We start from the raw sequence: 19,724 nt of genomic DNA on the forward strand, positions 1-19,724 counted from the left end.
AGCTACAGGGCCATAAGCTCCTGATAGAATACAGCACGTACAAAACAGCGCTATTTCGTAAAATATTTTCCTGAACATCGAAATGTAGCGGTTCAATTAACCTTGGAAATTGAAAATAATGGTTCCAGGCCATTTATGCTTATCGGGCATGAGTTTGGTTATTGGGTAGGAAAATAAAATAAGATCGTGAAATATATACTCTCCCTGTTTATAATTTGTGTTTGCTGCTCAGCAAAAGCACAAGAAAATGCTTTCAAATCATCAAGGTTTGATGAAAACTATGCAACCGGAGTTTCGGATTCTGCTAAAAACTGGTACGATAAGCTAAAGTTTAGTCCGTTAAATAAAGATAAATCCATCTACATAAGTTTTGGTGGTGAGGTGAGGTACCAATATTTTAGGTTCAAAAACCAGGATTGGGGCGAAGCGCCGGTAGATAAAGACGGATTTATTTTAAGCAGGCTGTTAGGTCATTTGGATTTCCATGCAGGCAAACACTGGCGGGCATTTGTGCAATTACAAAGCAGTATGGCCAGCGGCGAGGTAGAAACACCTTCACCTGTTGACCAAAATCCGTTAGAAATGCATCAGGGTTTTATCGATTTCTCATCTACGATAAATAAGGATGCATTGGTTTTTAGATTTGGCCGCCAGGAATTATCTTACGGTTCTCAACGATTGATTGCCGTTCGTGAAGCTCCTAATAACAGGCAATCTTTTGATGCAGTAAAGGGAATGTTTTCTGGCAAAAATGTTAAACTTGATGTATTCTACGGTTATTATGTAAATGCCAAACCAGAAATTTTTGATGATGTTTTTAACAGGGGCACCAAACTTTGGGGAGCTTACGCCGTTTTAAACAAGGTTCCTCTCCTTGGAAATCTGGATGTATATTATCTTGGCATCTACAAAAATGCTGCAACCTTTAATGAGGGCAAAGGAAAAGAGCAGCGTCATTCGCTAGGTGGCAGGCTTTGGCGCAGTTCCTCCCCCTTTCAGTATGATATTGAAAGCTTATATCAGTTTGGAAAATTTAATGGCAACGAGATTGCTGCATGGACATTATCGGCCAACCTCTCCTATTCATTTAACAACACCTATGCAAAGCCAAAGCTGGGATTGAAAACTGAAATGATAAGCGGAGACAGGAAAAAAGGTGACGGAAAACTCAATACTTTTAACCCTTTGTTTCCAAAAGGTGCGTACTTTGGGCTGGCGGCATTAATTGGTCCTTATAATCTTATTGATGCACACCCATATTTAGAGTTATCCTTAAATAAAAAAATGGCCTTCGCCATCGATTACGATCTTTTTTACCGCATGAGTAGAGAAGACGGGCTTTATGCGGTAAACGGGCGGCTTATTTATCCATCTTCTGCCGGAACTTCTAAAAAAATTGGTGGTCAGCTGGGAGCCGAATTTAGTTTTACGGTTAGTAAATACTTTTCTTTACGGCAAGAACTGACCTGGTTTATGGCAGGTGATTTTCTTAAAGAAGCCGGGCCTGGAAAAAATATCCTGATGACGGGCAGTACGGCAACGTTAAAATTTTAGCAATTGTTTAAAATCCATAATCTTTTCGGATACCAAGTTTTTTCATTTTCGAATTCAGCGTGGTGGGCGGAAGGTCAAGCAACCGGGCAGCACCATCCTCTCCCCATATTTTTCCATTGCATTTTTTTAGCGCAGAAAGGATATGCGTACGTTCTCCATCCTGCATGGTGCCGATGCCTGGGCTAGCAGGTACAAAACGTTCCCCCGATCCTGTTGAGGTGGGCAATAGCATTGTACTGATAATTTCTTCCCTGGTTAAGAGCACATTTCTTTCGATTAAATTCTCCAGTTCGCGAATGTTTCCGGGCCATTGGTATTGCTCCATTTGGCTAATCACTGCCGGAGCAATTGCTGTAACTGTTTTACCGGTTTTTCTGGCATATATTTTAAGAAAGTGGGTAGCAAGGGCTGCAATATCTTCTTTACGCTCACGAAGTGCTGGCATAAGGATAGGAAATACATTAATCCTATAATAAAGATCCAGCCTGAAACGGCCTTCGGCAACTTCAATATCTAATTTACGGTTAGTGGCGGCTATTACCCTAACATTTATTTTAATCGGGCCACGCCCACCAATACGCTCAATTTCTTTTTCCTGTAGCACACGCAAAAGCTTCGACTGCGACTCAAGCGGTAATTCGCCAATTTCATCCAAAAATATGGTTCCGGTATGGGCTTGCTCAAACTTTCCGATTTTACGCTCATGCGCTCCGGTAAAAGCACCTTTTTCATGGCCAAAAAGTTCTGAATCTATAAGGGTTGCAGGCAGCACCGCACAATTAATACGAATAAACGGCTTGTCTTTCCGGCTCGATAATGCGTGAATCCGTTCAGCTATTTTCTCCTTTCCTGTTCCACTTTCTCCAAGTATAAGAACAGCAGAATCTGCACCTGCTACTTGAGTTACCTGATCGAATACGCTCAAAAGCAAATGGCTGCGACCGATAATTCCCTGGAATAAATTATCCTTATCTTTAATTTCGACAGGTTGGTAAGGTGTAAATCCCGCTGTATGATCTACTATCGGGCTACCAGACTGGTAAAACATGCCATTTAAAAAACCCGACAGAATATGCATAATCTGATTACAGACCAATAAATGTTCACCCTGGTAGGCATCTGCCCTCCTGCTGTAAAAATTAAAATAACATGTTTTTTTATTGGCCAGGATGATCGGCAGTGAAAGATGGGATTTTAAATGATATTTTTTTACCAAAACCTTTTTTAATGATGGCACTGAAAGTTGCTGTTGCAATTCATCTTCATCATACCAGGTGGCCAGTACGTCGGCCCTGTCTTTTGCTTTTAATTGCGCAAGTTCATGAAGCTTGCAATTGGTAATTACCATCAGTTCGTGTACAGTGATGACCTGATAATCATCAAAACCGATCCTGGAAAAACTTAGTTCGTAAAAATCATCTGGATCTTCCTGCCGAAGGCCGATCGATAAAAATTCGAAAGGGATATAGGGCTGCAAATACTTCGCAATTGCAAGCAGTTTATTTACCCAGCTTTCTTCAGAAACCAAAATCTGTGCTGCTTTTTTCTGTAGCGATGCATGTTGTGTTGCAGATTGTTGGAGCTGCTGCTGATGGCGATAAAAAGCAATATCAATAGCAATCAGTACATCTTTTTCGCGAAAGGGCTTAACTACAAACCCATATGGATTGGTAATTTTTGCATCTTGTAATACTTTTTGGTTTGAATTTGCAGAGATGTAAACGAATGGTAAGCCATCTTCGCTTAAACGATGGGCGAGGTCGATTCCTGTTAATTTGCCTTTTAAATAAATATCGAGTAAAATTAAATCCGGCTGGTGCTGCTCAATCATATCAAGGGCTTCCGGAACACTATCTGCCAATCCGCACACCTGGTAGCCTGCAGATTGCAGGAAATTGCTTAAAACATCGGCAATTACAAATTCATCCTCTACGATAAGTATTTTTTTACTCATGAGCTAAACGTTATTGATGATATGAAGATACACATTATGGTTGTAAGGGCAATGACAAGAATTATTCCGTTAAAATTAAAGCTTCATTAATTTGATTTCTGAATTAGTGGTTGGTATGGCAACAATCTCTTAGCTTTAAAACAACGAATTAACGTTGTGCCGCAACGAAATATCGTTGACTCAATGTAAACGGGCCTGGCACTTAAAATTTATGATCAGGGTTAATCCATCCTGATTTTCTACCTCAAGTTTGCCGTTTAACTGTTTGCTCAAACCCCTAATCAGGTTAAAACCCATCGAATGTATTTTAGCCGGTTCAAGATCATCGGGCAAACCCCTGCCATCATCCGAAATTTGCAGGCAAAATGTTTCTTCGCCAGTTTGTTTGAGTTGGATATCAATACGGCCACCGGGCTTTGACTTAAAAGCATATTTAATGGCATTAGTAATGGCTTCGTTAAGAATTAAACCTAATGGAACTGCGGTTGCAATGTCGAAATCGATATCATCAACCTGTTTATCAAAAGAAATCTGGCTATCCAAACCGAAACTTTCCTGCAAGTAACCTATCATTTCGGCAATATAATCAACCATGTTTACCGATTTAAAATCTTCGCTTTGGTAGAGTTTCTGATGAATCAGTGCAATGGAATGCATGCGTTGTTCACTATTCTGAATTGCATCCAATGCTTCTTTGTTATTGATAAAGGATGATTGGCGCTGGAGTAAACCCATCACAATCTGCAGGTTATTTTTAACGCGGTGGTGCACCTCTTTAATCAACCATTCTTTCTCTGCTAAAAGTGTATCTTTCTCTTCCAAAAGCGTATTTAAAGAGGCATTTTTAAGGTCAATTTCCTTGGTCTTTTTCTGGTTGATCCGGTACGAATTGTATAAAAGTACAATGATAATTAACAGTAAACCAATGGCTATAAGGGTGAGGTTACGTGTACTGTTGGCCTGTTTAATTTTCTCATTCTGCAACAAACTATCTTTTTTCAGCGAACTGATGTCGCTCTCACGTTGTTCGGTTGCATACTTTATTTGTAGCTCTTCTATCTGCCTGCTTTTTGTTTCATTAAAAATTGAATCATTTATGGATTTATACCTTTGATAGTTTGTTATAGCCTCTTTCATATGCCCCTGGGCAGAATCAATTTTAAATATTGCCAGATAAACATCCTTATTTATGGATAAAGTCTTTTGCGCATTAACCTCACCGGCGATTAAAAGGCGGGCCTGGGCGAATTTCTTTTGACGGATGTAAAACTGGGCTACATCAAGCTTTGAAAGGGTTAACAATTCTTCGTCCATATCGGCCGGGGCGAGCCTTAACATCTCTTTGAAATAGTATTCTGCAAGGTCGTAACGCTTAAGGGCATCATAACAATAAGCTTTAATTTGTGCAATAATTGCCTCTTGTTCTGAATTTGCAGGAGGATTTCTTTTAATCAATCCATGAAAATAATGCAAACCTTCCTTGGTTCGACCAAGTTTGATAAGCCCCTGGATCATAAAACCTGCTGTTCTCAAAATTAAACGGCGATCAAGGGAAAGCTTTTCCCTAACTTCAATCGTTTTACGGTACCATGCTACACTGGGCTCTACCTGTCCCAATTCCTGATAAATCTGACCCAATTCGCCATACAGCTCAGAAGCTTTCGCAGGAGCAATTTTTCCCTGTGTTTTATTAATCCAGTGCATTCCATCCAGTGTGCGCTCCAATGCTTTATCCAGGTTACCTCTGTAGCGGCATATCATTGCGGAATGGATATAGAGCATATCCAGTTTGGTGTTCTTTTTTGATTTAAATTCGGTAATTAATGCAGAACAGATGTTATCGGCCTTAACAATGTCGCCCGTACCAAAAACCAGCACCACAATGTTGTAACCTGCATTTATAGCCAAATCATTTTGTCCAAGCTTTCTACGTAAATTTAACACCTGTTCAAATCCTTTAATAGCCCTTGCCCGGTCGATTTGTGCCAAACACTTATACATTAAATGAAGTGCCTCTGCTTCCCTGTTTTGATTGCCATTGTGGTGGTAAAAAGAAATTACTTCATGGATCATGCGCATGCCTTGCGTGGTATCGCCTTTTCGCATCATCACCTCTCCAAGTTTTAAAACACTGGGGTATCTACCGAAGGTGGAATCAATGCGTAATTTTGTACCTAAATTTTTCGCCTTATTATAAGCCATGTAGGCACTATCGAGGTTTTTAACTGCCATGCGGTTTTGGCCAAAGGCAATCATATAAAAATTTCCCTTGGCATGCAGAAGACGGAGCCTTGCAGTATCGCTTTGCACATTCTGTAGTGCGGTATTTATTGTATTTATAGCAACCCTATTTTGCCCCGATGATTGTGCAAAGCCGCTAAAATGACAGCAGATTATTAGAAAACCAAAGCATAACATTTTAACCATATTGAAGATTTTTTGGTCGCAGATTAAGGCTGAGCGTAGTGGCTTTGACATATATTATACCACATAACTTAGGGCGTGGTTGGATTAATTTATTTAATGTTTGGTTTTATGTAAATATAGCTAATCAACGCTTATTTTTTTTTGCAGAATGCGGCGTATTATAGAGATGCGAACCATGGTATTAAGTTTAGCGTTTTTAACCGCAGATGGACATAGATAAACACGGATTTTTATATCTGTGTGCATCCTTTTTATCTGTGGTTAAATTAAATTTGCCCGTTAACAGGACTTAACTAATAAAGAGAACAACTTTAACACGCTCAAAAATTTGCTACATTTGACTATACGGTAAGCAATAATTACTATACACTTAAAAGCTATTTACTTCGAAAATATTTAATGGTTACAGACTATAGAAAAATTGATTTATTTGGCCAGACATTCATTCAAAAAGTTGACCTGAAACCGCCTTTTGAATTTTCTTTTCCCGTTGCAGACCGGGCCTGCTTCTTATATATACTAAAAGGTACTACAAGATTTCAGTTTGATGAAAGCCATCTCAATATTCCTACAAACCATGCGCTGCTGCTTAACTGTATAAATTCTGGTAAACAGATAAGCGAGGCCAATAAAAGTGACGGCGAAATTGTGATTGTAACTTTCCATCCGGAGATATTAAAAAAAATTTACCAAAGGGAACTTCCTTTAATATTTCAGCAAAGTCAAAAAATCACCAATCAAACCAGCAGAATAATCAATAATGATTTTTTGATTCAAAAATATATTGAGGGTCTTTTGTTTTATTTTGATAACCCTACTTTAGCGAATGAGGAAATTTTAATCTTAAAGCTGAAGGAAATTATTTTATTGTTGTCGCAAACTCGTGAAGCCGAAACCATACAGGTCATTTTATCTCAACTTTTTTCGCCTATAACTTATACATTTAAGCAAATTATAGAAGCTAACTTATTTTCGCAGGTTGGTGTTGTGGAACTGGCAGAGCAAAGCAATTTGAGTGTTTCTTCCTTTAAAAGGGAATTTAAAAAACTATATAATGACTCTCCCGCTAATTATATAAAGAACAAGCGATTGGAAAAGGCGGCCGAACTGCTTCTGGTTTCTGAAGAACGAATTACTGATATCGCTTTTAATTGCGGTTTTAATGAGCTGTCTAACTTCACCAAAAGTTTTCATGATAAATATGGGATTTCGCCAACAGGCTTTCGGTTGAAAAATACAACTGTTAAGCTTCTATAATTGCGGCTCTGAACCAAAATACCAAAAAATTGGGCTAACCAACAAAACACATTCCTGTTAAGTACAGCAACTTTGTGCCATCAATTAATTTAACATTAAAAAAATGGCACTATCAAATTTAGGAATTTTTCACACAGTAATCGGCGTTATCGCGATTGGATCTGCAGTTACAGGCTTTATCAAAAATGGTAAAATTGACCTGGACAAGCTTAGCGGCAAAATTTATTTTTATTTAACACTTATCACATCTTTAACCGCCCTGGGCCTATCAAAACATGGTGGTTTTAATCCAGGTCATATTTTTTCGCTGTTTATTGTGGTGTTAATCTTAATCGCCTATTATCTTTATAATAAGAAAAAGGGAAATATCAGGGCACGTTTTTTTGAAAACTTTCTGCTATCGTTTAGTTTTTTCTTGTCGCTCGTTCCAACTGTTAACGAAACTTTTACGCGTGTACCTGTTGGTCATCCTTTAGCAAAAGCTCCATCAGATGCAATTATCGGTCAAACACTTTTGGTGCTCTTTATCTTCTTTTTAATCGGTTCTTTTTTACAATTTAGACAGCAACGGAATACGAATCGAATGTTGCAATAATTATATTGGGCAAAGCTGATCATAACAAAATTCGAAAAACCAGAGCATTTCTTAGGGCAATAAACAGTCAGCTAAACAGATAACAAAATGGGTTGCCTAACGTATAGCAGAGGCAACCTTTTCATTTACAACGACTTTTAAAAAGGTAAAAAACATACGGCTGTGCAATCGTCGGGTAATCAGGCATTTGAGGATTTATAAATTTAAAATATTCTGATTTAACCTGTATTTATGACATAAAATAAACAGTTGGAAAAATTTTATTTGACTAATGTCAAATATACGGCATATTGTATTCTTAAAACTACAATTTAACTTATATTTGGATATGAAAACTCTCTACTTGCCAAATGACACCGAGCTTTTTAACAAAGCCATACTGAAGCGATTTAAAACCGCTTTGGCCAATCTTGAAATAGAAAATGATTTTCTCGAAATTTCCACCACCTTTAAAGGCATACAGGTTCAGGTGAGGGTTTTCGGCAAAGCTGATTTAATGGGAAAGTTGCATTGGCACGTAATCAGAATTATCAATCAAAGTGTAATACCTACGCAACCCTTCATCAGGAATAATTAATTGAGCCATGATGAGGTGAGTTTGAGTTTAAACTTTACCCATTTAGCTAAATTGATTTATCAATCAGTTGTTGCAGAAATCATCAATATAACCAAATCATAAGATTCTCTCAATCTACAGTAAAAAAAACCAAAGCGCCTGCTTTATTACTGGCAATATTATCCCAAAGTATAATTACGGGGGAATGCTCATCAATTTTCCTTCTTGAAGTAAAGATTTTTATTTTCCACCGGTAATATTCTCCATACCAACACGTAAGCTTATGCAACTTTAATTCCCGTCAGTCCTTTACATTAAAAAATTATTTTACCGTGCTTAATTATCATCTCTTGCTTTTTTAATGCATTAATATTTTCTAAGGGATTTTCAGTCAACACTAACAAATCTGCCTTTTTGCCTTTTTTAATACTTCCAATGTTTTTCTGCTGATCGATAGTTTCAGCTGAGATCATTGTGGCTGCGGCCAGTGCTTCTGCTGGCGTAAAATCACAATCATTTACAAAATAATTTAACTCATCAATCAGGTGCGGATATGGGTTTTCCAATACGGTAATTTTATCGGTTCCGGCTGAGATTTTAACACCCAATAAATGAAGTTTTTTAACAAGGTCGAAAATCCAATGCTCTTTAACTTCTGAAACAGAAAGCGTGGCATCTAAAATTACGTTTCCTTTTTTCATTGCTTTGGCCAATTCATGCACATCAATTGCTGCACCTACACTGTCTTTATAGGCTTGGGGTATTTTTCTGTAACCCAGTTTAGGGTCATCTATTAAGTAAGCGAGCATGCTGGCATGAGAAATTACCTCAACTCCTGAACGAACAACTTCGAGCGGTTTTGCAGGGTACAACATGGCATGCCCCCAAACCAGTAGCTTGTTTCGCTTTGCGGCAAAAACTACTTTCTTTAAAAATACAGCATCAAAAGAATGATAAAGTTTTACCCCTGTAGCACCAAAACTTTTGGCTGCTTTCATTGCACTGTCTAAATTGGTTCCGGGCATTACCAATTGTTCCCAAGGATGATATGGCTCTTTTCTCAAACCAATACCCCTGTTGTAATACCAGTCTCCGGCCATAAAAGCGGCATAATAAACATCTGCTCCAACACGTAAATCATTGTTTACCTGTTGTTGCACCTCTTTTAAAACAGCACCGTTTGCTGCCGGATCTCTAATTGTGGTGATGCCGTGTTTTAGCAGATAATTCGAATACGCGTATGCCCGCTCTACTGGAGAGCCGCTAACGTTGGTTAAGTGCGCATGTGAATCTATCAATCCCGGAACCAGGAATTTGTGCCCAAGATCAATCACTTTACCTTTTAAGTGGCTTCGTTTTGCAGGAAAAATAGATTCAATGCGGTCATTTTTTATGATAACTGTCATTCCCGTATCCACTCTTCCCTTTTCTACATCTACTACATTTACATTTTTCAATGTTAAGTAAACAGCTATAGGGTTAGATTGAGCTGAAGCATTTAATAATCCAACCATCCAGATGAGAAATATCCGAATGGAACAGATCAGTGTTTTTTTGGTAATCATTTGTTTAATTAAATTAGGTATACGATTGGATAAAAAAATGCAGGAGACATCCATCATCCTGCATCGTCATCTATTATCACGAACTAATCAACTGCTTCTACTCAGTTGTTTTTTTTTTATTTGCTACTAATCAGCAACTATGGTTTAAATATGCTGCTGAGCTTTTTTTCCAGTGCCTCACCTCTTAAATTTCTGGCAATAATTTTTCCGGCAGGGTTTAGCAGGAAATTTGCTGGTAAGCTTTTCACACCATAAACTCCCGCAGTTTTACCCGAGGTTGATTTTGGATCGTTTAACTGTATCCAGCTGAGATTATCTGTTTTTACCGCAGTTAACCAACTTTCCTTTGAACTATCCATTGATAGGCCAACTATTGTAAATCCATGTGGACCAAATTTTTCGAATGCTTTTACCAGGTTTGGATTTTCCAATCTGCAAGGCCCGCACCAGCTAGCCCAGAAATCGATGAGCACATATTTCCCTTTAAAATCCGAAATTGAAAATAATTTCCCTTCATTGTTTTTTAAAGCAAATTCAGGAGCCATTTTGCCAACGCCGGTGATCTCTACAGCATCCATAAATTCTTTTATCTTTTTCCCATAAAAGCCTTGCTGCGTTTTATCAGCTAATTTCTGATAAGCCGCAGCGGCCTTAGTACGGTTGGGATAAGTAACATACATATCTAAAATAGCGATTGCCGCACTTACACGTTCAGGATGAGCCGCTATGAAATGATTGAGCACAGTATCTTTTACCAGCTGATACTTTGCTGCATACTTTTTAAGTTCTGCTACATCTTCGTCATGATTGCCGGTTTTTTCAGGCCTTTTAAAAGCAGCTGCTGAAAGGCTGTTTTTATATTGATTAAAAATATCGTTTTCACTCGCACCAAAGATGTTGAGGTCGTAAAACTTATTAATATCTCCTGAAACAGAAACCGGCTTTTTTTCGAGTATAACTATTTTAATCTGCTGATTAACTGAGGTGGATAGTGTACATATGGCCGTCTCTTTTAAAGGCACTTTAATTTCGAATACACCAGCTTTCCCCTGAACGGAATCTTTATAAACCACATCATCCATTTCATAAGATAGATGCACTTTCCCATTGCCAAGGCCTGAAACATTCCCTGTGATATGCGCAAATTCTTGCGCATAAACACCGGAACATCCTAACATCAATGTCAGCAGGAGTAATATTTTATTGATTTTTCTTAACATTAGCTTTAATAATTTAAACCGGGAATCGGAGATTCGGTAAGAATCTTATCAATCATATGCTTTAAATAAAGTAGGTGGATTTTGCTGTCAGCATCTCCGGTTCTGCCAATTGCGGCTACAATATCTTTTTTAAGATCTTTCAAGTGAGCAAGTGCCAGGGGCTTAACATTCGAATAAAGCAGAATTTCAGTAGGCGTAACTCCGGCAAGGATGTTATCTACAGAACCCTGTAACGCAAACCTTTTGTTAAACATCGTAATGATACTGCCAACATACATTTTTTGTAAAGTTCTTCTGTAAGAATCAATCGGTTTGCCTGTTTTAAGCTCAGCAAAAATCCCATTTTTTAGGTCGTTTAACCATTGCTGAGGAGAGTAGCTACCTTTGCCATAATCGCGCTGTGCAATCATTAACCTGTAAAGACGGCTTTGTGAAGTAACCGATGCTATAACTCCCTGCTGCAGAGATTCTACTTCACCAAAAGCATATTTTGGGTCTATTTTGTTTAAAATCTGTTCATTGAGCAACCATTTCGGTGTGGTAAAAATTTCATCATTGATGAATTTTATCGCCTCTTTTTGCTTGGCCAGGCTTACTGGCGCAAACACAGCACCCGGCTGATCATAGGTTTTTTCAGTTACGGTTACTCCTCCAAGGCTTTTAACTACGTGGTAAGTATAACGTGAAAGTTGCTCTACTGATTCTTTGTACATTTCTTTGAGTGCAGAATAATCCTGACCATCTTCCCTGGTCCAATAAATGAGCTGGGGTACAATGCGTTTTAAATTTTTAATACCGTATTGACTTGCTTTTATTGCATCATCTCCCAGATCTTCTGCCTGCGACCGGGGATCAAAATCTCTGCCTTCCCCGCCAAACCAAAGTCTTTTGTTCGAGGCAAGACTGTCAATGGTTATTTTATTTAAAATCTTCTTATCCTCATCGGCGTTTGCAGTTCCAAAAAGTGGTTTATAACCCCATTGGATTGCCCATTTATCATAGTCGTTAATCCGTGGAAAAATTCCTGATTCGCTCACATGATCTTCAGGTTGAGCAACGTAGTTAAAGCGGGCGTAATCCATAATTGAAGGGGTATGACCATGAGCCTCTACCCATTTTTTATCCCTGAGTTTTTCAACCGGAACCGTACTGCTGGCACCCATGTTATGGCGTAACCCGAGTGTGTGGCCTATCTCATGAGAGGACACGAAACGTATAAGCTGCCCCATGAGTTCATCATCAAATTTATTTTTGCGTGCCCTGGGATCAACCGCACCTGCCTGGATCATATACCAACGGTGTACTAAATTCATCACGTTGTGGTACCAACCAATATGGCTTTCTAGGATTTCTCCCGTGCGTGGGTCGGCGATATTTGGCCCGTAAGCATTTTGCTGTGGAGAAGCGAAGTAGCGGATTACTGAGAAACGGGCATCATCCAAACTCATGGTTGTATCAGCTTCCGGCCATTCCTTACCAACAATCGCATTTTTAAAGCCTGCCTGCTCAAAAGCTTTCTGCCAGTCGTTAACACCTGCAATCAAAAAAGGTCTCCATTTTTTTGGCGTTGCCGGATCGATATAATAAACAATTTGTTTTTTCGGCTCTACCAATTCGCCCCTTTTAAATCGCTCCAAGTCTTCATCTTTCGGCTCTAATCTCCAGCGGTGAATAAAGGCTTCCTGCTCTACTTTCTGCTGATCATCTTTATACCGCATGTTTACGCTGGCAAAGAAACCAACACGGGCATCAAACATTCTTTTTCTCATCGGATTTTCAGGAAGCATCACAAAAGAGGTATTCATTCCGAGTGTTACCGCACCAGCCTCACTGGCAGCAGGCAATCTTCCGCCAACAGCCATATAAGTGCGGATACTTTTAACCTCGGTATTGATCGGAAAACTTTTAACGCTTTCTATATAAGAGCGATCGGCCATTTGGGCACCCAGGTTATAAGCCTTTTTGTTTTCGCCATCAAAAGAGAGTAAAGGGGTTTCGCTGATCAGAAAATCGGTTACATCAATCACAACAGATGATGAATCTTTACCTTTTGCTTTAATGGGAAAGGCGGCCATAATGGGATTGAGGTTAGAACTCGCTACAGCTTTAGAAATCATATCGGTAGAATCGGCAATACTCACTGTGGCAGAAACTTTTAAAAACAGTTTATTACCAGGGCCTAATTCCCAATAAACAATACGTGCCCCTACCTGCTCGCCAGCATAGTTTCCTGCTCCAGGCGTTGATTTACTTAATCGGTTTACGGCTAAAATCTCTTTTTTCAGCAGTTTGTTCGGAATTTCAAAAAAGTATTTATCAGCAATTTTATGAACGGTAAATAAACCTTTTTGGCTTACGGCCTTTGCGGTTATAACCTCGCTATATGGTTTTATAGGATTTTTAAGTGAATCTGCCTTTGGCTTTGTTGCAATAACAACCGGAACAGGTGTCTTCTTTTTTCTTAAAATACTGCATGATTGTACAGTTGCCCCGAGCATACCGATGGCTAAGGCCAGGTAAAAATACCTGACCTTAAATTGATTTTTATTGTTCATTTGTGTTTAATATCCTGGGTTTTGTGTTAAATTAAAATTGGCGTCAATAGCCACTTGCGGAATGGGTAAAAGCTTGGCAGTTGGTTTATAACCTGCTTTTATTGCGCTTAATACGGCATCGGCTTCCCCGGTACGTTTTAAGTTGAACCAACGGAATGCCTGCTCACAAAAAAATTCTTTTCGGTTTTCCAGAGCAATATCGGCCAGCAAAGCAACGGGTGTTGTAGCAACACTTTCGGTTGCCGCAGCTCTTGAACGGATGGTATTCAGATCTGCCAAGGCTCCGGTTAAATTAGATCCAATTCTTGCCCTTGCCTCTGCACGGATTAAATACAATTCGGCCAGCCGGATTACGGTTTGATATTCTGTAACACCTGCCGCTAATGCCAATGCCTGCGTACGGTACTTATACTTAAAAGGAATGGAATAAACTGCGCCTGAAAACGTGGTATGGTTCATCCAGTTAATACGCCTTAAATCAGTATTTTCAAAAAGGGCTGTAAAACGAGGATCAATACGGTATGCAAAACTTGTTACTGCTGTTATGGTAGCAGGAATAAATGTTGCTGCCTCATTGGTGTATTGGTTAAGGGCGGTTATAGGCGGAGGGGTTTGCCAAATGCTTTCTGCACTATTTTTAATAAACAAAGCAGTTCCCATTGTTGCCCTTGGTATTAAACTGTAAAGGCTCGATGCGATCACTTCAGATGCATTCGTTTCTGCCAGCGTATAGTCGCCAGTAAACATATATACCCTGGCCATCAAGGCAGTAGCTACAAACCGGTTTACGCCTATCCTGTCGCCTGTGGTTGCTGAGTAGTTGCTCAAAAGATCATTCTTTGCATCGTTAAGGTCAGCAATAATTTTAGCATAAACATTTGCCGAAGTTTCTCTTGGCTGGAAGGCGGTAATTGTTGGATCTGTAACCAATACTAGTGGTACATCGCCGAAAGTATTAACCAGGTTAAAGTAACAGTAAGCCCTAACAAATTTAGCCTCTGCTATGTACTGCTTTTTAATGGCCACACTTGTGCCAGTAGAATTTTCCAAACCCAAAATAATTGCGTTTGCCCGGTAAATTATCGAATACCATTCTGAAAATAGCGCTGATTGGCCTGTACTAAGCACATTGTAGCTGTTGTTGTTATATTCTTGCAGCCCGGCAACTGTAGAAAGGTACAATAGATCATCGGCTTGCAATGAGCTGTAAAGTGTAACATTTATAGATTGCGTGCTCATTTGAGAAAGGCTGCTGAACATACCTGATCGTGCACTTGTTGCCAGCTTATCAGAAGAAAAAACCTGGTCGGTTGTAACCTGATTGAGAGGTTCTTCAATATCGATAAGCTTTTTACACCCTGATACTGTAATCACTAAAACAACGAGAACGTATTTTATGATGTTGTATTTTGATTTTAACATGATGATTAAGATTTAAAAGGTAAGTTGTAAACCAGCTACCAGCGTGCGTAGCGGTGGCGTTGCCACACCCTGAGATTCGGGATCAAAGCCTTCATAATTGGTTATCGTAAAAAGGTTTTGACCCTGTGCATAAACACGGATGCTTGTTCCATCTCTTTTTGAAATCCATTTTGTTGGTAAGGAATATGACAGGTTCACATTTTTTAACCTGATAAATGAAGCATCTACCAATGAAGCATCAGAAGCTGTATAGTAGCTGTAGGCCAGGTAAGCTGCAGAACCTGCTGCTCCCCTTGTACCTGCAGTTACCAGATAATCCTGAGCACCCAAGGCCAGATAATCATTTACTACACTTAAAGCGGCATTGCTAAAGAATCCAGGGGGATAAAAAGATGAAGCCAGCAAACTTCTGCCCTTTTGTTTTACAAATTGAAATGTGAAATCAAGCGTCAGTTTTTTATAGCTCAATGCATTGGTAAGCCCTCCACTAAATTTGGGGTAAGCCGTACCTGCATAGTAACGGTCGCCCCTACCAGTTGAGGCAAAACCGCCTGTAGGATTATTAATGCCGCCAACACCGTTAAAATCAGTAAATGAAGGCAAATTGGTGGCCGGATTAATCCCTGCATACTGATACAGATAATAAGAACTGATTGGATTACCAACCACATAAGTGGTAAAATAAGATGATTTTTCGATGCCAGGAAATGACAGCAATTTATTATGATTCTGACTGATATTGAAGGAGGATGTCCACGAGAAATCTTTTTTACGGATATTTGTACTCGTTAAAGACAGCTCCCAGCCTGAGTTTTGAACAGTTGCAGGTAAATTGCTCTGGTAACCTGTAAAGCCTGTTTGCGCACTTGTTGTTAAATTAATTAACTGGTTGCTTGTACGGTTACGGTAATATGAACCACTTAACGACAAACGGTCATTAAAGAATGCAAGATCAAGCCCTATATCCAGTTTTTTAGTTTCCTCCCATTTATAATCCGGATTGGGTAAACGCGATGGATTAAGACCGGTTGAACCCGCGTAAACATAGCCAGAATTGGTATAAGTATCTAAATAACCATAGTTATCAATGTCATCGCTCCCTATTACGCCATAACTGCCCCTAAGTTTTCCAAAACTGAACCAGCTTAATTTATCTTTTAGAAAGCTTTCTTCAGAGAAGATCCAGGCAGCACCTACCGAACCGAAGTTGCCATATTTATTATTGGGTCCAAATCTTGATGAACCGTCTCTTCTAAAGTTAACATTAAGGATATACTTATCAGCTACGTTATAATTTAAACGCCCAAATAAAGAAGCATATTTATAATCAACAGAGCTACTGGTTGTGGTTACTGTGGTTGCAGCCGTCACCGTTCTTAAAAAATCATCAGAAAGAAATCCGGAAGCACTTGTACTATATGGTAACCTGGATTTTTTGAACTGATAGGTTCCTCCAACAAGCGCATTTAAAGTACCTTTCCATATCTTATTGGTATAAGTAACCTGAGGCTCTGCAATGTAATTATTGGTGTAGTTGTAAGTGTAATTTGCTGTACCTGAAGTGGGTGCAAAATCGGGGTTTAAAGAAGAAAGTGGCCTGGTTACAACCTGATTTAAATCTGTTTTACTATATCCTAAACTTGCTCTAACATCAAGTCCTTTTAAAATAGTATATTTCAAAGCCAGGTTAGTTAATAAATTAGAACTGCGGTTATCGTTAGCCTGTTTTAAATATCCTAATGGATTATTGATCGAACCTTCCCAGTTTAGGCTGCCATCAGCTTTGTACAGCGGAAAGTTTGGCGGCAAACTGTAGGCCCATGTTGCTAAATCAGTTGTGGAAATTGTATTTTTATCTGCAGAGTAAATGGCATTAAAAGATAAGTTAAAACGCTGATCCAATGATGAATGATTTAAATTAACTTTCATACCACCACGCTGGTAGCCTTGGTCACCAGGAAATACATTCCCCTCTTTATGGTATGTTCCGCTGATGAAAAAATTTGTGCTATTGTCTCCACCAGAAAGACTTGCATTAACATCATGTGTTTGTGCAGTATTACCAAGCATTTCCTTTTGAAAATCGGTATACCCGTTCTGATCCCAAACCAACAGGTCGGGTGCAGTTGTTGCTGATGGCGTAGCCGGATTGGTGGTATTGTTGGCGAAAGCTTTTCTACGCAGTGCTAAATATTGTTCAGTGCCAACTGTTTCTACAAAATGCGAAACATTGGAAACCCCGGTTGATGCATTTACATCAAATTTGGTTCTGCCCGGTTTCCCTTTTTTAGTGGTAATCAGCACTACACCATTTGCTCCCCTCGAGCCATATATTGCTGTAGCATCCGCATCTTTTAATACTTCTATGCTTTCAATATCTGATGGGTTTATGGTATTCATTGGGCTTGTATTACCCTCTGCGGATGGCAACGCCGCACCAGATTGACTTGAAGCAAAAGCAGCCGTATTAATGGGTTCAGATAAAAAAGGCACTCCATCAATTATGTATAACGGACGGTTTGCTTTTACCCCATTTAAGCCAATGGCATTTGCGCCGCGAATTTGAATATTAATACCTGCACCCGGCAAACCATTGGTTTGGGTTACTGTTACCCCAGCCATCCGAGCGGCCATGGCCTGCTGAACATTTGTGATAGGTTGGTTGCCAATATCTTTTGCACTGATGCCAGATTGTGAACCGGTGCTTAACCTGCGGGTAGTTGTTCCATAGCCAATTACCATAACTTCATCCAATCTTGCCGGATCCAGCACCATGTTTACAGTAAGTGTTGATGTAGCAGTAATTTCTATGGTTTTATAACCCACGTACGATAAAATCAATGTCGGATTATCATCAGTAGCTGAAATATAAAATTTACCATTGTTTCCGCTAACGGTATTTCTGGTGGTACCTTTTACCTTCACAATTACGCCGGGTAATGGCAGCCCTTTTTCATCAACCACAATACCTGTTACCGTAATGTTATCAAAATAGCCGGTTACCTTATCTATTAAAGTCTTTTCCTGTATAACTATTATTTTGTTTTCAATAGTAAAAGATAAAGATTGATTGGCCAGTGTACGCGCTAAAGCCTCTTTAAGCTCAACATTTTTTAAGTTGACACTTACCGGTAAAGATTTGGAAATCAGATCCTGATCATAGATAAAATCATAGCCGGTTTGGGTCCTGATTGATTTGAATATAGCTGTAAGCGTTGCGTTTTTCTGATTAATCGTTATTCTCTGAGCAAGAGTTGTTGCACTCACTTGCATCATTGCAGCCAATAACAGAAACGTAGTCACACGCATAATCAGCAGAATTTTTTGGATATGGTCTGGCGACCCACCCAGTTTGTTTGGGTAAAATTTGTACATTTGTTTGGTTTTTAAGTTGTATAGTCAGTCGATTGATATAGGGCGCTAAAAATCTTTGACCAGAGGTGTTCCACCACTTCTGGTTTTTTCATTTTTTAGAACCACGCTTTTTTATTTGGTTACCGTGATCCTCCTTCCTTCAATTTTAAAGTGAACTTTACCTGTTTCTTCCATCACACTGAGAATAGAAGAGATATTTTTCGACCTGGATATCCAGCCCCCTAGGTTTAATTTTCTTGGTGCATCCTCACTATAAACAATTTCCACATCATACCAGCGGGCAATTTTGCGCATTACCGACCTAAAATCGTTGTGTTCAAGAATAAAATCACCGTTTTTCCAATCAATAAAGTCTTCGGCATTTACGTTTAGCACTTTAACGTTTTCATGGTTACCAATTGCCTGCTCACCGGGTTTTAACATAAAACCATTGTTAACTTTTACACTTCCCTCAAGCAGGGTTGTTTTGGTAACAACTTCATCTGCATAGGCATTCACATTAAAATGTGTACCCAGCACTTCAATTTTTTGATTTTTACTTTCCACCACAAAAGGAATCCTTTTTCCCTTTTCAAGTATTTTACTCACCTCAAAATATGCCTCTCCATTGAGTTTAACATTTCTTAGCGCATCAGGAGAAGTAGAATAAGTTAATGATGATGAAGCATTTAGCCACACTTTTGTTCCATCAGGCAGGTAAAGCTGGTATTGTCCTCCGGCAGGGGTTTCAATTGTATTGTAGGCTGTTTCGTCGGTTTCGACTTTGTTTTCAGGGATCTGATAAATAATCTGACCATCTGCTGTTTTAGAAATTTCGATACCATTCTGACTGGCAAGATGACCTTCGCGGATCTGCTCAAGATTGATGCGCGTACCATTAGCCAACGTTAAAACAGCTTTATTTCTGCCCGCTTTAATATCCTTTTCAGGAGAAAGACTGGCTAAATTAGAAGTGGGAGCGTTTTGCTTATAAACCACAATACTTATCAGAGAAATAACCGCCAAAGCTGCTGCAACATATATTAAAATATGCAGTTTTAGCTTTTTTGCGGGTTTGGTAGCCGCATACACACCCTGCCAAATCTGTTGCGAACCGCTTTCGAGAAAAGGCTCAGTATATTCAGGAAGATGCTTATTGTTTAAATTGATATAGGCAGACTCTAACCAGGCTTCCTCTTCAGGTGTGGCATTTCCGGCAATATATCGATCTAAAACCTCATTGAATTTTTGCGCTTCCATTTCAG

At 39.2% G+C, this 19,724-nt stretch carries 12 protein-coding genes; 4 read left to right on the forward strand and 8 right to left on the reverse strand.

Annotation, left to right across the window (positions count from 1 at the left end):
* Positions 1-186: 186 nt before the first annotated feature.
* Positions 187-1,554, forward strand: coding sequence for an alginate export family protein (locus ACZZZW_RS19475; protein ID WP_463495973.1), 1,368 nt, complete (start codon positions 187-189; stop codon positions 1,552-1,554).
* A gap of 7 nt (positions 1,555-1,561) precedes the next feature.
* On the opposite strand, the gene ACZZZW_RS19480 is transcribed toward ACZZZW_RS19475, so the two are convergent.
* Both ACZZZW_RS19480 and ACZZZW_RS19485 read right to left on the reverse strand, forming a co-directional pair.
* Positions 1,562-3,508, reverse strand: coding sequence for a sigma 54-interacting transcriptional regulator (locus ACZZZW_RS19480; protein WP_463495975.1), 1,947 nt, complete (start codon positions 3,506-3,508; stop codon positions 1,562-1,564).
* Positions 3,509-3,688: 180 nt separating this feature from the next.
* On the reverse strand, positions 3,689-5,986 hold the full coding sequence (locus ACZZZW_RS19485; protein ID WP_463495977.1) for a histidine kinase dimerization/phosphoacceptor domain -containing protein: 2,298 nt from the start codon (positions 5,984-5,986) through the stop codon (positions 3,689-3,691).
* A 348-nt stretch (positions 5,987-6,334) separates the two neighbouring features.
* Here ACZZZW_RS19485 and ACZZZW_RS19490 point away from each other — a divergent pair, with 348 nt between their 5' ends.
* The 3 genes from ACZZZW_RS19490 to ACZZZW_RS19500 all read left to right on the forward strand — a co-directional run bounded on the left by ACZZZW_RS19490 (position 6,335) and on the right by ACZZZW_RS19500 (position 8,364).
* Entirely contained in the window at positions 6,335-7,192 is an 858-nt protein-coding gene (locus ACZZZW_RS19490) for a helix-turn-helix domain-containing protein (RefSeq protein ID WP_463495979.1), read from the forward strand.
* 103 nt (positions 7,193-7,295) lie between these two features.
* Positions 7,296-7,787, forward strand: coding sequence for a hypothetical protein (locus ACZZZW_RS19495; protein WP_463495981.1), 492 nt, complete (start codon positions 7,296-7,298; stop codon positions 7,785-7,787).
* Positions 7,788-8,115: 328 nt separating this feature from the next.
* On the forward strand, positions 8,116-8,364 hold the full coding sequence (locus tag ACZZZW_RS19500; RefSeq protein WP_055906948.1) for a hypothetical protein: 249 nt from the start codon (positions 8,116-8,118) through the stop codon (positions 8,362-8,364).
* Positions 8,365-8,657: 293 nt separating this feature from the next.
* On the opposite strand, the gene ACZZZW_RS19505 is transcribed toward ACZZZW_RS19500, so the two are convergent.
* The 6 genes from ACZZZW_RS19505 to ACZZZW_RS19530 all read right to left on the reverse strand — a co-directional run bounded on the left by ACZZZW_RS19505 (position 8,658) and on the right by ACZZZW_RS19530 (position 19,719).
* Positions 8,658-9,908 (reverse strand): amidohydrolase family protein, encoded by a 1,251-nt coding sequence (locus ACZZZW_RS19505; protein ID WP_463495984.1) that lies wholly within the window; start codon positions 9,906-9,908, stop codon positions 8,658-8,660.
* 137 nt (positions 9,909-10,045) lie between these two features.
* The gene (locus ACZZZW_RS19510; protein WP_463495986.1) at positions 10,046-11,128 is read right to left on the reverse strand and encodes a redoxin domain-containing protein; all 1,083 of its coding nucleotides are present in this window, start codon (positions 11,126-11,128) and stop codon (positions 10,046-10,048) included.
* Positions 11,129-11,133: 5 nt separating this feature from the next.
* Entirely contained in the window at positions 11,134-13,683 is a 2,550-nt protein-coding gene (locus ACZZZW_RS19515; RefSeq protein ID WP_463495988.1) for a zinc-dependent metalloprotease, read from the reverse strand.
* Between the two features lie 6 nt (positions 13,684-13,689).
* Entirely contained in the window at positions 13,690-15,105 is a 1,416-nt protein-coding gene (locus ACZZZW_RS19520) for a RagB/SusD family nutrient uptake outer membrane protein (protein ID WP_463495990.1), read from the reverse strand.
* 12 nt (positions 15,106-15,117) lie between these two features.
* On the reverse strand, positions 15,118-18,480 hold the full coding sequence (locus ACZZZW_RS19525) for a TonB-dependent receptor (RefSeq protein WP_463495992.1): 3,363 nt from the start codon (positions 18,478-18,480) through the stop codon (positions 15,118-15,120).
* A 111-nt stretch (positions 18,481-18,591) separates the two neighbouring features.
* On the reverse strand, positions 18,592-19,719 hold the full coding sequence (locus tag ACZZZW_RS19530) for a FecR family protein (RefSeq protein WP_463495994.1): 1,128 nt from the start codon (positions 19,717-19,719) through the stop codon (positions 18,592-18,594).
* Positions 19,720-19,724 lie beyond the last annotated feature (5 nt).

Source organism: Pedobacter sp. AC379 (assembly GCF_979258145.1).

What these genes read in the sequence shown, in the direction of transcription:
- ACZZZW_RS19480 (WP_463495975.1), bottom strand. Translation starts at nt 3,508, where the DNA reads ATGAGTAAAAAAATACTTATCGTAGAGGATGAATTTGTAATTGCCGAT.
- ACZZZW_RS19485 (WP_463495977.1), bottom strand. Translation starts at nt 5,986, where the DNA reads ATGTCAAAGCCACTACGCTCAGCCTTAATCTGCGACCAAAAAATCTTC.
- ACZZZW_RS19490 (WP_463495979.1), top strand. Translation starts at nt 6,335, where the DNA reads ATGGTTACAGACTATAGAAAAATTGATTTATTTGGCCAGACATTCATT.
- ACZZZW_RS19495 (WP_463495981.1), top strand. Translation starts at nt 7,296, where the DNA reads ATGGCACTATCAAATTTAGGAATTTTTCACACAGTAATCGGCGTTATC.
- ACZZZW_RS19500 (WP_055906948.1), top strand. Translation starts at nt 8,116, where the DNA reads ATGAAAACTCTCTACTTGCCAAATGACACCGAGCTTTTTAACAAAGCC.
- ACZZZW_RS19505 (WP_463495984.1), bottom strand. Translation starts at nt 9,908, where the DNA reads ATGATTACCAAAAAAACACTGATCTGTTCCATTCGGATATTTCTCATC.
- ACZZZW_RS19510 (WP_463495986.1), bottom strand. Translation starts at nt 11,128, where the DNA reads ATGTTAAGAAAAATCAATAAAATATTACTCCTGCTGACATTGATGTTA.
- ACZZZW_RS19515 (WP_463495988.1), bottom strand. Translation starts at nt 13,683, where the DNA reads ATGAACAATAAAAATCAATTTAAGGTCAGGTATTTTTACCTGGCCTTA.
- ACZZZW_RS19520 (WP_463495990.1), bottom strand. Translation starts at nt 15,105, where the DNA reads ATGTTAAAATCAAAATACAACATCATAAAATACGTTCTCGTTGTTTTA.
- ACZZZW_RS19525 (WP_463495992.1), bottom strand. Translation starts at nt 18,480, where the DNA reads ATGTACAAATTTTACCCAAACAAACTGGGTGGGTCGCCAGACCATATC.
- ACZZZW_RS19530 (WP_463495994.1), bottom strand. Translation starts at nt 19,719, where the DNA reads ATGGAAGCGCAAAAATTCAATGAGGTTTTAGATCGATATATTGCCGGA.